Origin of the sequence: Salinivibrio sp. HTSP, from assembly GCF_003390965.1 — a bacterium.
GTDB classification, from domain to species: Bacteria; Pseudomonadota; Gammaproteobacteria; order Enterobacterales; family Vibrionaceae; genus Salinivibrio; species Salinivibrio kushneri.
This window is the reverse complement of sequence record NZ_PXUD01000004.1, coordinates 68,080-82,473: the sequence shown is the minus strand read 5'-3', so window position 1 is coordinate 82,473 and position 14,394 is coordinate 68,080. Positions and strand designations below refer to the sequence as shown.

11 protein-coding genes are annotated in these 14,394 nt (G+C 48.4%); all 11 read right to left on the bottom strand.

Annotated elements, in window-relative coordinates:
* A partial coding sequence (gene tssM, locus C7A19_RS01150) for a type VI secretion system membrane subunit TssM (protein ID WP_201264050.1) occupies positions 1-1,198 on the bottom strand: 1,198 nt, incomplete at its 3' end.
* Positions 1,199-1,259: 61 nt separating this feature from the next.
* Positions 1,260-2,675: a type VI secretion system protein TssA gene (gene tssA, locus C7A19_RS01145; protein ID WP_116643929.1), complete on the bottom strand. Its 1,416-nt coding sequence runs from the start codon at positions 2,673-2,675 to the stop codon at positions 1,260-1,262.
* 2 nt (positions 2,676-2,677) lie between these two features.
* Positions 2,678-3,352 carry a type VI secretion system-associated protein VasI gene (vasI, locus tag C7A19_RS01140; RefSeq protein WP_235614234.1) on the bottom strand — a complete coding sequence of 225 codons (675 nt, stop codon included), beginning with the start codon at positions 3,350-3,352 and terminating at the stop codon, positions 2,678-2,680.
* Positions 3,349-4,920 (bottom strand): sigma-54 dependent transcriptional regulator, encoded by a 1,572-nt coding sequence (locus C7A19_RS01135; protein ID WP_116643928.1) that lies wholly within the window; start codon positions 4,918-4,920, stop codon positions 3,349-3,351. Before C7A19_RS01135 ends, vasI begins: the two co-directional genes overlap by 4 nt.
* A gap of 2 nt (positions 4,921-4,922) precedes the next feature.
* The gene (gene tssH, locus C7A19_RS01130; RefSeq protein ID WP_116643927.1) at positions 4,923-7,562 is read right to left on the bottom strand and encodes a type VI secretion system ATPase TssH; all 2,640 of its coding nucleotides are present in this window, start codon (positions 7,560-7,562) and stop codon (positions 4,923-4,925) included.
* Positions 7,563-7,600: 38 nt separating this feature from the next.
* A complete protein-coding gene (gene icmH, locus C7A19_RS01125) occupies positions 7,601-8,368 on the bottom strand; it encodes a type IVB secretion system protein IcmH/DotU (protein ID WP_116643926.1) in 768 nt (255 codons plus the stop codon).
* Positions 8,369-8,370: 2 nt separating this feature from the next.
* Positions 8,371-9,705, bottom strand: coding sequence for a type VI secretion system baseplate subunit TssK (tssK, locus tag C7A19_RS01120; RefSeq protein WP_077600694.1), 1,335 nt, complete (start codon positions 9,703-9,705; stop codon positions 8,371-8,373).
* Positions 9,706-9,710: 5 nt separating this feature from the next.
* Positions 9,711-10,187 carry a type VI secretion system lipoprotein TssJ gene (gene tssJ / locus C7A19_RS01115; RefSeq protein WP_116643925.1) on the bottom strand — a complete coding sequence of 159 codons (477 nt, stop codon included), beginning with the start codon at positions 10,185-10,187 and terminating at the stop codon, positions 9,711-9,713.
* Between the two features lie 2 nt (positions 10,188-10,189).
* A complete protein-coding gene (gene tagH / locus C7A19_RS01110) occupies positions 10,190-11,656 on the bottom strand; it encodes a type VI secretion system-associated FHA domain protein TagH (RefSeq protein WP_116643924.1) in 1,467 nt (488 codons plus the stop codon).
* A gap of 2 nt (positions 11,657-11,658) precedes the next feature.
* Positions 11,659-12,660 carry a type VI secretion system baseplate subunit TssG gene (gene tssG / locus C7A19_RS01105; RefSeq protein WP_077600697.1) on the bottom strand — a complete coding sequence of 334 codons (1,002 nt, stop codon included), beginning with the start codon at positions 12,658-12,660 and terminating at the stop codon, positions 11,659-11,661.
* A complete protein-coding gene (tssF, locus tag C7A19_RS01100; RefSeq protein ID WP_077457789.1) occupies positions 12,624-14,393 on the bottom strand; it encodes a type VI secretion system baseplate subunit TssF in 1,770 nt (589 codons plus the stop codon). The genes tssG and tssF overlap by 37 nt, the downstream gene beginning before the upstream one ends.
* Position 14,394: the final 1 nt, after the last annotated feature.

Genomic DNA, 14,394 nt, shown 5'->3' with positions numbered 1-14,394 from the left:
GCGCGTGGTTGACCGCGTGTGACAACCCATAACGACGAGAAGCGGCATCATCAAACGCGTTGGTCGGCACGCCCTGTTGATACACAGAGGTAAAGTATGCGCCCCTAACTAAAGCAGAGGTCGAGAACTGATCACTGGCTAAGGCTTCATTAAAGAAGGTCGCGAGAATGTCTTTCAGCCCTGCCACTTGGCGTGAAAAGCTGTAAATTGCTTTACGATCTTCAAAATCCAGCGGGGCAGCTAATGCGTGAGGAACAATGGCATTAATCCGCTCAATGAAGGCAGAGTAGTCTTCATCAAATTCTTTAAGCCAAGAATCAAGATCATCAACCGAGTTTAGCGAAAAAGTAAAGCCAAGCACTTCGTCGCGTTGCTGCTTTGAATAGTGCTTAAAAAAGGGTTCAAACCCATAGAGTAAATCAAGCTTGGTTAGCGCAATGTAAACAGGCAAGCGCGTCGAAAGGGTCTCCATTAACTCACGCAACCGAGCGCGCAGTAAATTGGCGTATGCTTTACGTTCTGACGCTGTCGCCGTCGCGAGATGCGAAGCATCAAGAGTCAATACAATACCATTTAGCGGACGGCGACTGCGGGTCTGCTCCAACCATTTAACGAAGTGAGACCAAAGACGACGCTCCAGCTCACCATCATTGTTTTCATCTTTATTGCCTTGTGTGAGCAATTCACCATCAGGGTCGATAAGCACAGACTCATCCCCTATCCACCAATCAAAGGAAAAAGGATTTTCGCTTTTTTTCCCGGATGCACGCATCACAGACGAAAAGACAAAGTTTTGTCCGGAACGATTAATCAGGCTAGTCTTGCCCGCATTTTCAAGCCCGAGCACCAAATACCAAGGTAACGCATACAGATGATTACGCTTGTTCAGGTTTTGCTTCATGTTGGCAACAACCTGGTTTAGCTCTTTCTCTTGGCGCTCTTCGTAGACTTGAATCGGGTCTTCTCGCAGCCGTTCGGTGTGCGCTTGCTCCGCTTGAATGCTTTGCAACTTGCGCCATTGCCACACACCCCAAATAGCCAGTGCGCCTAGGGTAATAAAACCACTACATATTGCACGTGCTGTCACCGAGGCAAGAGGCTTTTGTTCACCAATGGTTAACCAAGGGCCAGCCCACCAAATGGCGACATTAACGAGTATAAAAATCGCTGCCAATAAAATAGGAAACGCTGCGACCATGCCAGGCTTGAGCTTTTTCGCTATTTTAAAAATGTTTTTCCACATGAATTTTCGCCCTTAATCACTCTGACGTTGTATTGCGTTCAAGTTGTTCAACCAAGCTGGGTTCCCAGTCGGTGACGCTCATGGTTTTGATTTCTTGGTGTAGCGTTTGATACTGCTCCTGAGCCATGCTGTTCAGTTGGTTCGCTTGCAGCAAATCCGCCGAGATCATCCGCCAATAAAAATGGTCGCGAGGCTCTCTAGCCTCTTGTAATCCATCATTGAGCATGGATAACGCCACGGCTATCCCACCTTCTTTGGCGAGCGATAGCGCTTCTTTTTTCTTCTCTTGCCAGTCACCGCCAACCGCTTTGCCAGCCGCTTGACCGCCAGTCCCACTGGCAAGCCAATCTTTAACCGCATCCGATACAAACGGCTCTCCCCCTTTGAACTGTAAGTCTTTCAGTCCGGGAAGACGCTCGAGAAATTGACTGACCTCCGATTGAATCGCCTCACACCAGTTGGCGTGGCCGAGCTTCTGCGCAATGGTGTAGCTCATCAGATGGCCTTCAAACCAATAAGGCGCCATGGTGAGGCTTTGTTCAACCTGACGCCACAGTGCGAGATCCGGGTGACGCATCTTATCTTGATAATCTTTGACTCGGTCTTGCTGCATACCACGGAGTTGCGTTTCTCCCCCGGTTTTATGATCGGGTAAAGCGGTAATGCCGTACCAGACCGCATAGCGGCGAAGTCGGATCGCCAAAGGCACGCCGTCTTCTTGCTCAGCCAAAAATGAAGCTATTTTAAGTAGCGTTTGCTTAGTTGCCTTATCACTGGAGTGATCAACATCTAAGCCAGCGCTACTGGTGGATGTGGTTGTGGCCGTGCGCGATGAATACGTCGGTGTTTCTTTAGCTGCCTGGTTCGCACGCTGGCGCTCTTCCGCTTTGCGCAATTCGGCGCGAATACTGTTAACGACTCTGCTTACGACATCATTCGCGAGCGCTTTTTCTTCAACCGCCTTTTCCCACTCTTCCACCGCTTGGTTAAGCGCCTCTCTGTCTTGTGCATCAAACTGACCAAAGTCGGTTTTGTCTACCGCGATAGAAAAACGTTGTGCCATTTGGCTAAAGAACTTACGACGCGGTAGATTGCCGCGTTTGCCAGGGGCGGGAAAGCTGTCTTCCCAATACTGGGTCATGAAGCTGGCCATCACCTCAAACGCGAGAATAAAACGCGCCGGCGAGGCTTGGTTGTGCAGGCACTGAAGTAGGTAAGTCAACAACTTAATGTCTTTACTCTTCTCCGCCAACAGTTTTACGACGCTGTGCTCTACCTCATCCCATTGCACATCGGCATGGGACAGCGAGCCAACCTTCATCATTTGATCTTCAATAAAATCAAACAATGGATCGTCTACTAACCGCTCGCCTACGGCGCTGCTCTCGGAGATTGGTTGCGAAATACAGCGTTTATAGTCTTTCAATTCCATGTTTACCAACCACAACGAGAACGAAGCGCACCCAGCGTCTCAGGTAACGGCTGGGTATCAAAAGTTAAACCATCAACGTATTGGGAGTTTGAACGAATGGTTAAGCGATCTTCTCTGGCCAAAGCCTTCATCAAACGAATCGCAGGTAACCCCCGCGACGAGGAAAGCACGATCCCTAAATCACCGTTACGCCAGTATTGCGTCTGGCCATTTGGGAAAGTCAACTTCATTCGCCCATCCTCAATTGGCTCGGGAAGCATCAGTTCAATACGACTTAAATTATCGATACAGCTAAGCATTAAAAGCGGCTGTTCACTGCCTCGGAAACCAGTCGAAAGATTACTTGCCCGCAATGTAATCCACGCGCTGCTGCCTCGGCCCTCGCCCTTCTCGGTCAACGACCAAGACTGGGGAGCACTTTCTTGTGCGGCTGTCATCGCACGTCGCCATTGCAACGGCTTTTGAGATTGATTGTCTGTTGGTTCGGCCGGCGCCACTTGGGTGTTAAATACACGATCAAAGCAGGCAAGACGATCGAGTCGTGACGTCACTGCGCGGCATTGGTTAGCTTGCTCAACTTGTTGTTGAGCAGAAATAGGGGCACCTATCACCGTGGACGAGGTCATCACTGACGCCAACATGACCCCGGCTAGTAGACAATAGTTTTGCTTATTCATGGGGCTTTTATCCCTAGTTTTCGGCACTTATAGGTTAGGGTTCGGTGAGGAATGCCCAAACTCTCGGCAGCTTTACTCTTATCGCCATCGAATATGGATAGCCGATCGGCAATAATACATTGTTCAAAATCCAGCAAGGCTTGTTTGAGATCAGCGATAGACGCCGCATCAATGTTTAATACGCTGCTTACATTCGACATCCCATGCTCAAACGCAGCGGACGATATACTCTCGCGTGCTGGAGGAGGGGCTCCCCCCACTCGCCCACTAAACGCCGCTCTATCGATGGATTCACCATCCCGTGTTTGCGCACAGGCGTATTCAACAAGGTGCTTTAACTCTCTGACATTCCCAGGAAAAGAGTAATGCAGCAGCATATCAAGTGTTTGAGGCTGCAACTCTCCAATGCTCGTGCCATGTTGTTGATTAAATCGCGTAATAAAATGGTGACTCAGTTGGCGCACGTCCTCTTTACGTTGCGCCAATGCAGGCACATGAATGGGGTATTGAAGCAATCGATAGTAAAGATCTTGGCGAAATGTTCCTGCCTTGACTTTGTCGAGTAATTGCACATGCGTCGCTGAGACCAGACGAAAGTCTGATTGGCGTTCTTGGCTTCCTCCAACCGGGCGAAACGTCCCTAATTCAAGCACACGCAGTAATTTTGCTTGCAAACTCATCGGCATATCACCAATTTCATCCAGAAATAGCGTGCCCCCGTTCGCTTGTGCAATTAATCCCTCTTTGTCACTCACGGCCCCGGAAAAGGCGCCTTTTTCATAGCCGAACAGTTCACTCTCAAGCAGATGCTCTGGAATGGCTGCGCAGTTTATAGGTACAAAGGGCTGATGCTGACGAGGAGACAAATCGTGGACTGCTCGCGCGACCAGCTCTTTACCACTACCTGTTTCACCTTGCACCAATACCGAAAGTTGCGATGACGCGGCATTGGCAATCTGTTCACGTAGGCGAGCCATCAATCCGCTATCACCGATTAGCGTTGAAGCCAGACTGGCCGCTCGCTCTTGTTGACGCGTTTGTTTTTCAATATCCGTCAGCGATGCTTTTAAGGCGCGACGATTGCTCTCTTCTCCTTCCATGTCACTGAGCAATGACCACTGGTGTTGAAAGACATCGACTACCTGTAAAAAGCCTTCATCATGCCAAAGCGCGGACAGTGCTTGGCTGTCACCAACCAAGCAAAGTAACAGCTTTACATTTTTGTCATGGCGGATCAGCGGCCGGATAGATACAGCTTCAAAAAAGCCGAGCTCACCTATCGCCTGACAAAAATCACGATTAGATTGCCAAAAAACAATCTCTTCCGCTTCGAGGTGCTTTGGTACCGCATTTTGTAAAACGTGAGCAAATGGGGTATCAAAATCTGTTACAGACCAAGATTCCCCGCTGGCATGGCAGACGAGTTGTCTGCCATCGCAACTAGGAACCAGCAACATTCCCTTGCGCAGCTTGAGCTCCTTGACCAACACTTGAATAAAGCGATCCTGTAAATCAGCTGTTCGCCTTTCCCGAGCAAGGTCAGTAACATAAGCTAGCCAGTTACGCATTCTTACTCTACCTCGCCTTTGAAGTCGCCCTCTTCGGCAAATAAACGCACGTGCGTGATCTCTGCTTTATCTGCCAGCTTGTTCAATAGCTCAAGAGACACAGGCGGCAACAACTGCCCTTCGATAATCGCCTCAAGCATACGTGCGCCATTCTCACTGCGCGTGGCCCGTTTTAAGATCTCTTCAATCAGGCTATCGTCAACGTCCACCGTCGCGCCATAGCGTTGCGAGAAGGTGTTTTCCAAGTGCGTGAGCTTCCCACGAACAATTTCCGCCAATACGTCACGCTCAAGCGGCACATAAGGCACCACTTCCATCCGCGCGAGCAACGCCGGTTTGAAGAATGCAGCAAGCTCTGGATACAAGGCATCATCAATCGTATCCGGTTGATGCGCATGGTCAACGATGGTTTGAAAGCCTAAGTTCGAGGTCAGGAAAAACACGGTGTTTTGGCAGTCGATCATGCGCCCTTCGCCATCAGCCAGCTCACCTTTATCAAACGCTTGATAAAAGATGTTCAGTACTTCTGGGTGTGCTTTTTCCACTTCATCCAGCAAGACCACTGAATACGGCATTTTGCGAATGGCCTCTGTCAAGACGCCACCTTCACCATATCCTACATAGCCTGGGGGCGAACCAATCAGGCGAGAGACCGTGTGTTTTTCTTGGTACTCGGACATATTGATGGTGGTTAAAAACTGTTTACCGCCATAGAGCTGTTGAGCCAATTGAACCACTGTCTCTGTTTTACCCACACCACTTGGGCCCACGAGCAAAAACGCGCCTTTGGGGCGTCCAGAGCGTCTCAAATCCGCACGTGCGGTTAACAAATGACGATGCACACGCTCTATCGCGATATCTTGCCCTTTAATCGCCTGACCCAGTAACGTTGTCAGGTTTGTGATTTTGTAGAGTTCATCGCTGTTCATTTGATCGATAGGCACACCCGTCCAATCCGAGATAACTTCTGCCACCTGTTCGGCATCGACGTGAGGGTGCATCAACTGCTGGTCATGCGGAATAGCATTCAATGCTTCGTATTTGTCAGCCAATGTCTTTGCTAACGCGTCACGGTCTTGCTCTTGTGATACTTCATCACTTTGCTCTTCATCACGCTCAGCTGACATTGGCGGGTTTAACAGTGTTGCGCGCAGATCGATGATTTCCTCAACCAACAAACGCTGCTCATTCCAACGTGTTTGCAGTGCATGCTTCTCGGCTTCGTCCGCTTGCTCTTGAGTTTCTAATTCGTCTAAGCGAGCCTGATCGACAGGTTGACCAATAAATTGTGCGCGCTTCAACATCTCGATTTCTTGCTGACGCTGATGGCAAAGAGTCTCCAGTAGCGCCAGACGCTTAGGAGGCGTCGTCAGGTTAATCGCAATGCGTGCACAAGCGGTGTCGAGCACGTCAATGGCTTTATCAGGTAGCTGACGTCCAGACAAATACCGTGCAGACAGCTCGGCAGCTGCTTTGAGCGCATCATCAGCAATCAATACACCGTGAGCTTTTTCATACACACTGCCAAGCCCTCGCATGATATCAACGGCCTGATCGACAGATGGCTCCTCAAGCTTCACCAACTGAAAACGGCGAGTCAGCGCTGGATCTTTCTCGAAATACTTTTTATATTCTTTCCAAGTCGTTGCAGCGATGGTGCTTAACTCACCACGCGCTAAAGCAGGTTTAAGCAAGTTTGCTGCATCACTGCCGCCCTCTTGGTTACCTGAGCCAATGAGTGTATGCGCTTCATCGATAAACAAAATGATAGGGTTTGGAGCACTTTTTATCCCGTCAATAACGCCCTTCAAGCGCTTCTCAAATTCGCCCTTAACCGATGCACCGGCTTGCAGCAAACCTAAGTCCAGACAAAAAAGCTCAACGTTTTGCAAACGATCAGGTACATTGCCAGCGGCAATACGAAGAGCCAGCCCTTCAACCATCGCGCTTTTACCTACCCCAGCGTCACCAACCACGATCGGGTTGTTTTTGCGGCGGCGACAAAGAATATCAACCATGAGGTTGAGCTCTTCTTCTCGACAAAGCACAGGATCAAGCTCGCCATTTTTAGCTTGCGCGGTAATATTTGAGCAATACTTGTAAAGTGGTGACTCGCTTCCTTCCATTGATGGCGCCTTTGACCCTTTTTTATTGTCACTTTCCACGGCAGTTTCCGCAGAGTCTGCAACAATAGCGTCAAAGTGCGTTTTCAAGCTCTCACGATTAATACTTGCTAATAGCTTGGATGCCGCACGCGATAGGTAGCGGTCGGCGCGATTTAATACCGCAAAAAAGACGCTTCCGGAACGCAATTCCGACTGGTTTAGCTCTGTGGTTGATAGCAGCCATGCTTCTTGCAGAACCTCAACCAACAACGGCGAGAATGCTGGATAGGTATCGAGCGTGGTATCACGCTCATAATTACCCGCCAGTGCTTGCTTTAACTGGTCAGTATCAATATTGGCTTGCTTGGCAATAAGGCGAGCGTCAGACAGGGGGTTGTCTAACGAAACTTCAAGAAAGTGCTCAACCAACACTTCAGGGTGATGGCGTTCAATACACAGAGAAGCTGCTTGTTCTAGCGCCAATTTACTTTGCTCATTTAGCTTCGAGATGAGCGTAGACAATTCAATTCGAATCACGGGGACACCTAGTTCTAATCAATGTAATGTTATTCGGCTTACAGCAACTGATTCAGTTGGTGGAGCACGTTTTCAGATTTCTCGTGGAGAAAGTATGAGTAGCCGGCAAAAATACCGGCCCAAAGCACGATAAACCCCACAAACACAGACCAAAGCGGCATTTGTCGGCTCAGTGTATAACGAGTGCTCACAACATGATCACTCGCCTCACCTAATTGCTTCGGCTGCCTTTCATCACCTAGCAATTGATCGTGCAGTCTTTTAATCACTTTCTCGCGTTGAGCACTTCCACCGTCAATGACGCGGTACTTACCCTCAAAGCCCAAACACAGGCAGTGATAAATAAAGACCAGTAACGGTCGGTACCTGTCAGGCTCGCTTTCCAAGCGACCTAAAATGGTAAATACCTTCTCACCACCCCATGTTTCATTGTGGAAACGAGAAAGCATGGAGTGCTCTGCCCAGCAGGTTGAAGCCCCCCATGCCGTTCCCATCACGGCTTCGTCGAGAAACGTACACAAGATATAGCGATAAGCCATCAATACGGCATGCTCGTAGCCTTGTTCGGAAAGCTCGATTTCAATCGCCTTTATTTCTTCAATGGTCTGGTGGTAGATTTGTTCAATACTCTCACAGCTTGAAAGTGAACGAACACGCAGAGCAAGGCCAAACAGAGGCGTTGCGGCATCCACCAGCGCATTGGGGTTATGCCCACGCAGCTGAAACCAGTAATCTTGGTCGTGATTAATTTTCTCAACGTCATCAAAAAGAAGATCGTTAAACACACTTTCGTCAGTCGCAGCCATAATCAATCTCTTATTGCCCAGAATTGAATGTCAAGGTCTTCAAACGCCGCCGCGACGTGGAAGGCAAAGCCACTGGAGTTAGCCAGCATCGACCAAGCCGCGCTTTCTTTATCCAACTGGTAATAGGTGTAACCCGCGTGATATGGCAGCTGGCGTGGTGCAACAGGCAGCGGGATCAGTGGGATACCAGGGAGTTGTAAAGAGATCAGCTCACGGATTTTCTCAACAGAAGACACCTTGGTTTGCTGAGTAAATAAGCGTCGTAGCTCGTCGAGTGGCATCCGCGCTTTCACCGCCACAATGAACTCCGCAGATTCCATAAGTTGCGGGTCTTGAATCGGCGCAACCATAAGCCCGTAATTGCGTTTGTCCAGTTGAATGGAGACTGCACGCGGCTCCAACACCACGCTGAGACTTTGACGCAAGAAGCGAATAACCGGCCAGAACGCGTCACCCGGCATATCATGGTTATAAGCAGGCATGGCAGGCGCTAATCGGCTTTCATCGGTAAAAGTTGCCATTTCCCCACAGATTGACGATAAACACTCATACAGGCGTTCAGGGTGCAAGCTACCTAACGATGCAAGATGTTTCATTTGCGGATACAGGCGATTTAACGAGTGCAATAGCATAAAATCTGATACATCCGCGACACCACCTTGAGAAGGGGAGCTAATACGTTGGGCGATGTTTTTGGCGCGTTCCTGCATCAACCCTGCCATTTCGTTGATAAAGCGATGCAGCGTTGCATTGCCCGCCACATTGAAATGACAAGGAATAAAGTCTTGATCCAGAACCACACTGCCGTCGGGACGCTTTTCGGAAATACGCGCAATAGGGATCGCCGCATAAGCGCTGCGATCTTCTTTCTCTAGCATCAACTGCAAGTGCACTGGTGACACATCTAACGTGGTCGTATCTCCTTGAACACTTTGTACATCGCGCACATCAATGCGACGACTTTCATAGCGACCTGAACCTTTTTCTTCTGGCCAGTTCACTTCCATTATCGATTCACTGCGCAACGGAATCGCTAAATAAACCAGCTGGTTAGACAGTGAACCATCTTCGATTTCAAGTGCATCAGGCATCACATCTTCTTGTGGAATGCGAAAGGTTGTGCCGTCTGGCATCACACCCACGGCGCGTTCTATCGCAATACGACCAAACGCTAAATACTCTGGGTTCAGTGATAGCTCAGAAATTCCATACAAGTACTTGCTTACCGAAGTCAGTCGCTCATCCAATAAATACTCACTGTATCGCTGATGCTGCTGAAAATGCTGTGGCTTAATGAAGAGCCCTTCGCTCCATATCACCCGATTACGTGCAAACATTAACTTTATTCAACCTTTTCTAACTTCACGTCATAATCTTGGAATAACATAAGCAAGTGATATTCCCGGCCTTTATTCAATACCTTGACGGCTTTTTTCCATTCACCCAGATTCGGCTCTGAAAAATGTGCCATCACACCGATGTAATTGGTGTCTTCATCAATCTCGAACGCGTTGACGAATTTAAACTGGCCCGGTGTGAGCACATAGTCGTAGTTTTTAATAAAGTTACTACTGAGTGCATCTTCATAATCAGCGCGCAATTGATCGAACCCAGCCGACATAAACATGGAATCATCTTCCAACTCGAAGACTTGTACCTCGATCGATGCCGGGTCCCCCGCAATATTCGGGTTAACCCCTTCATCACTCACCAGACTAAATGTCACGGTGGTTGGCTGCTCTTCAGGTTTATATTCATCTGAAGAGCTACACGCGGTTAATAACAAAAATGCGCACAGAATGCTGAGCTTCTTGAACATAATTAGCCCTCCAGCTGTTTTTCGCGAATACGCTTGTCGTATACCTGCTCAAAAATTTCCCAAAACAGCTTGGAGAAACCTTGCTGACGGTTAGACGTTAACTCTTTGTAGTAATTGCAATACATTTCCCACGCCCACGCAGACTCACCTTCCTCATGTGCATCGGTATTACGTCGGCAGTGTTGAAAGCGGCGTAATAGCACGTCCGGTGAAAAAGCGTTCAAGATTTGATCTAGAGCTTCCGAAATCGCATCTTGAGTCGCTTCATTATGATCTCTGACGTTTTTCAGACTTTCAGCAATCGCTGCCGGTGCAGACAGATGAACGAGGCTTTTATCCGCGTCATACATGGTGCGAACCGTTTCCTCGTACGAAAGCCCCAAGCGTAACGGGTTATCTTCAATCGGTTGCAAGTTGCGGTTCATGGTGCCAAAACGCCCTTCTGCCGCCTGCTCATGCAATGCAAGTAGCCCTTTTAAACACGCTTGCAAAGACTGTCCCATCTCCTGAGAGAGGAAGTGCATACGTTGAACGTCTTGTTCATTGGTGACACGCACTCCCAACCCTTCCAACATAGGCCCGGTCAATAAGTGCTGACCATGGCCACCTTCATCTCTCGATGAGGGTGCATCACTATTCAAACTTTTCGCCACTTCTTGTTCGAGAAGTCCTAATTCTTTTTCATCCATTGGCTTCGTCTCACTGTCTGTCAATTTCGATGGAGTCTGTGGTGCCGTTTCAACTCGAGGCGCACTCTGCACTGTCTCGTCTGCGTGATAACGACTATCGCGTTGCTTTTTTTGGCCGAACCCGAAAATACGTTTTAACTTCACTGAGGCCGACATCACATCTTCGCTATCCGCTTGCGGTGTAAAAGAAGGTCGTTTTTCGACTAGGTTTTTTTTCGAGACTAGGCTATCTGTCTCTGTGTCTTGCGCTGATGGACCGTCATCCAGCAACCAATTTGCTCCCTGAGAGGATGATTTCGCTTCTAGCTCCACGAGGGGATCAATAGGCGCAGAGGCATCTTCTGGCTCGGGTTCTACATCTACGAGCTCATCGGCGTGAGCCAGTAAATCGGTATGATTGCTGTCAAAAAGCGTATCAATATGACCCGTATCAACGTCACCCTCTTCGCCCGTCAGCACGCGCACTTGGTAAGGGCCAATTTGCATTTCATCCTTATGTGCCAATCGTGCAAGCTGCCCTTTTCCTAACGGCATCTCTGTGCCGTTAACAAACGTTTGTCCACACTCATCACGAACACAAAAAGCGCCATCAACCACCAAGATTTCACAATGCACGTCATGAACACGCGCCATTCGATCTTTCAATCGCCAGCTCGCCATTGCAGAAGATCCAATGGTGCCACCCGTCTCAACAAAGCGAATCTGTGCCGACAACCCAGACTCTAGGGTTTGCGCGTTCGCGACTACGAGTGTTATGCCGTTTTGATGCTGAGAGACCATGTTTATTGCCTTACCTGAATGAGTACGCGCTTGTCTTGCAAGTCTTCCCCGAGGAAAGACGTCCATCCCAGCGCAACCTGTTTTCCTAATTGAAGCGCGGGCGTTTCTTCATCTGTCATCGACAGCTCTATGTCAAACGCCATTTGCTCACGTAAAATGAACTCAACTAATTTGCACAGTGGCTGATACTCTTTACCCACAGGCAGAAAGTCGTTAAAGCGCTCTCGGGTCAGGTTTTTGATGCAAATAACAAATTTGCCATTGCAATCAAAAACCGACTCGCCAATCACGGTGTCCTCGCCCAAGCGTCCGTTCATGCACCCAAGAGACATTTGCTGCTCCTTGGCTATTTTCACTTTGCGAGTCACCCATTGGCGGATTTCAACCTGTTCAAGGTCAAAACAATGCGCAATGATGCCGGAGACCACAGTTGGCGAACGACTTCTCCCCGCTAGCGTGCCGGCATAGGCCAACATTTTGCACCAGTTGATTGGGGTCTCACCCCTTAGTTGTGGATCTCCTAACCCAACAAGCGCGAAGAGCTGCGCAGAGAACTGATCTTCTGCACCTGGCTGAAACCTGACGTAATAACGATATTTACGCCAGATCCGGTACACCAACGCGATTAGCCGATTATTAAAAAAGTCCAAAAATGGTCTTTTTATACCGCCAGGCTCTTCATGGAGAAGCTGTTCTGTAATAAATGCCGGCAATGGTGATTGCGAACCTGCTAGCCCTAAAAAGTTCGTTAACATCACCGTGTGATCGTTAACCTGATCAAGCGATGATATATCTGACGCAGCAAATCCAAGACTGGGATTAGCGCTAAACACCAGCTGACACTCGCGCTCCCACTCTTCTTCCTCTGGGTTCAACCCTTTATGCTTTTGTAAAAGCTCAACAAGTTGGAAGAAGCTATACACTCGCGCATCTTGAACAAGATCAGCCGCACTAGGTGCCAACTCCTCTAGATGAGTGGTTGCATCCCGACTCTCGTCTGCCATGTATAGGTCTCGTTATTCGTTGTGTTGATAACGGTAAGCTCATGAAAAGAATTAATACTCGCGTATAACGAGAAAAAGTGGCTGAGCACCGTTCCAAATAAATATAAATCGCCTTCCGAGCCAAAGCCGTCTTGATTGAGATAAATCGTAGACTGTAAGCCTCGAACCGGCATGCCACGTAATAACTTATCCATCGGCTTGGATTGAATATCTTCAATGGCGTCTAGGCGCTTCTTACCCACTCGCTCAGCTTGACGATCCACCAATGCGCGAAAGTCATAAGCGGTTAATACACAGCTCAATGCGTCTTTTGATAAAAGCGACAAGTAATTCAACGATAAGTTAGAAATCAACATCCATAGCAAGCTGCCGTCTAACACTGGCCTTAGTGCTTGCGTAGGAATGGTAATATTTTCGAACTCTGCAAATGGCGGTGAACTGTCCGTTGGATAGCAGATGTCGCCCACACCTAAGTCCAATGGAAGTTGACGATTGGTGCAGGTCAGCTTAATTGAAACCGCCTCATCGACATCGACTGATGCGGATTCATCACCGCGAATAAACGAAATAAAGGAATCAAAACCATCCCCACGGATGCTATCTTTTACCCGTGAGCGGTAATAAAGGGTTTCTCTATTGCGCACCCGCTCTACTTCATGTTGAAAGCTCTCAAACGGAGTATAAACTCGCTTTTGACCACGTACTGGTCTACCATCAATGACTTTATCTTGTCGACCCGTGACACTGTCTATACTGAACACTTCATAATGCGCCGGTTTACCGCTTGACGGAATCACTTTGTATTCCGAGCTTTTCCCGGTTAAGTCGATCGGGTCAGCATCATGATCAAACAAGTTGATAGCGGGGGTGCAATATAACTGAAAGCTCTCTGCCCTCACTCTTACATCTGACGGCAACGTTTTAGACAAATGTAACTGCACCGTAAACTGGCCGTAGACATTACTCGGTATTGCCTTATACAAGCCACTAATATCAAAGAAATGAAACGCTTCAGGAAATGACAAATATTCCTGTAGGACACGATAACCGTCATACACATTTTGTGGGTATGGTAACAGGCCGTCGCCAGGATTAAATCCAACCGATGAAAACGCATCTCTTGGTAGCGAGAACTCAGTGCCATCGACATGTACCGTGAGTTTATCGAGGTGATGACTCAGCCACAAATAGATCATTTGTGCGCTATATTTATCACCACCAATGTAAAAACGCAGCGTGTTAATGTTGGCATCTCGTACCGACATATCACCGTCTAAGGTCATTTGCAGCTGAATTGTCGTCGCTTCACGTGTGTGTTCAGCGTGAACGTTAGAGCAATACAGCGGATACAACTCAACCTCTCGGCAAGTTTGGAAGCGACACTGGGTTTCCATAACAGGCTTACTGTCAAGCTCCGTCCCCTTAGCAACAACTTGCTTTTCGCTCAAGCTCCCTTCTGGCTTGAATTGCGTAATGCACATACTTGGCACTGGGCGCAAGTAATTCGGCCAGAGCATATTGATAATCGAGTGAGTCAGCTCAGGAAAATCATCATCAACTTTTTCGCGCAACTTACCGGTTAAAAACGCAAACCCCTCCAACAAACGCTCTACATCTGGGTCCGTGTGTCGACCATGTAAAAAACGTGCGAGCTGGGGGTGCAGTTCAGTAAAGGCTTTACCTTGCTCTTTTAAAAACGCGAGCTCTTCTCGAAAATACTTGTCTTGCGTCATG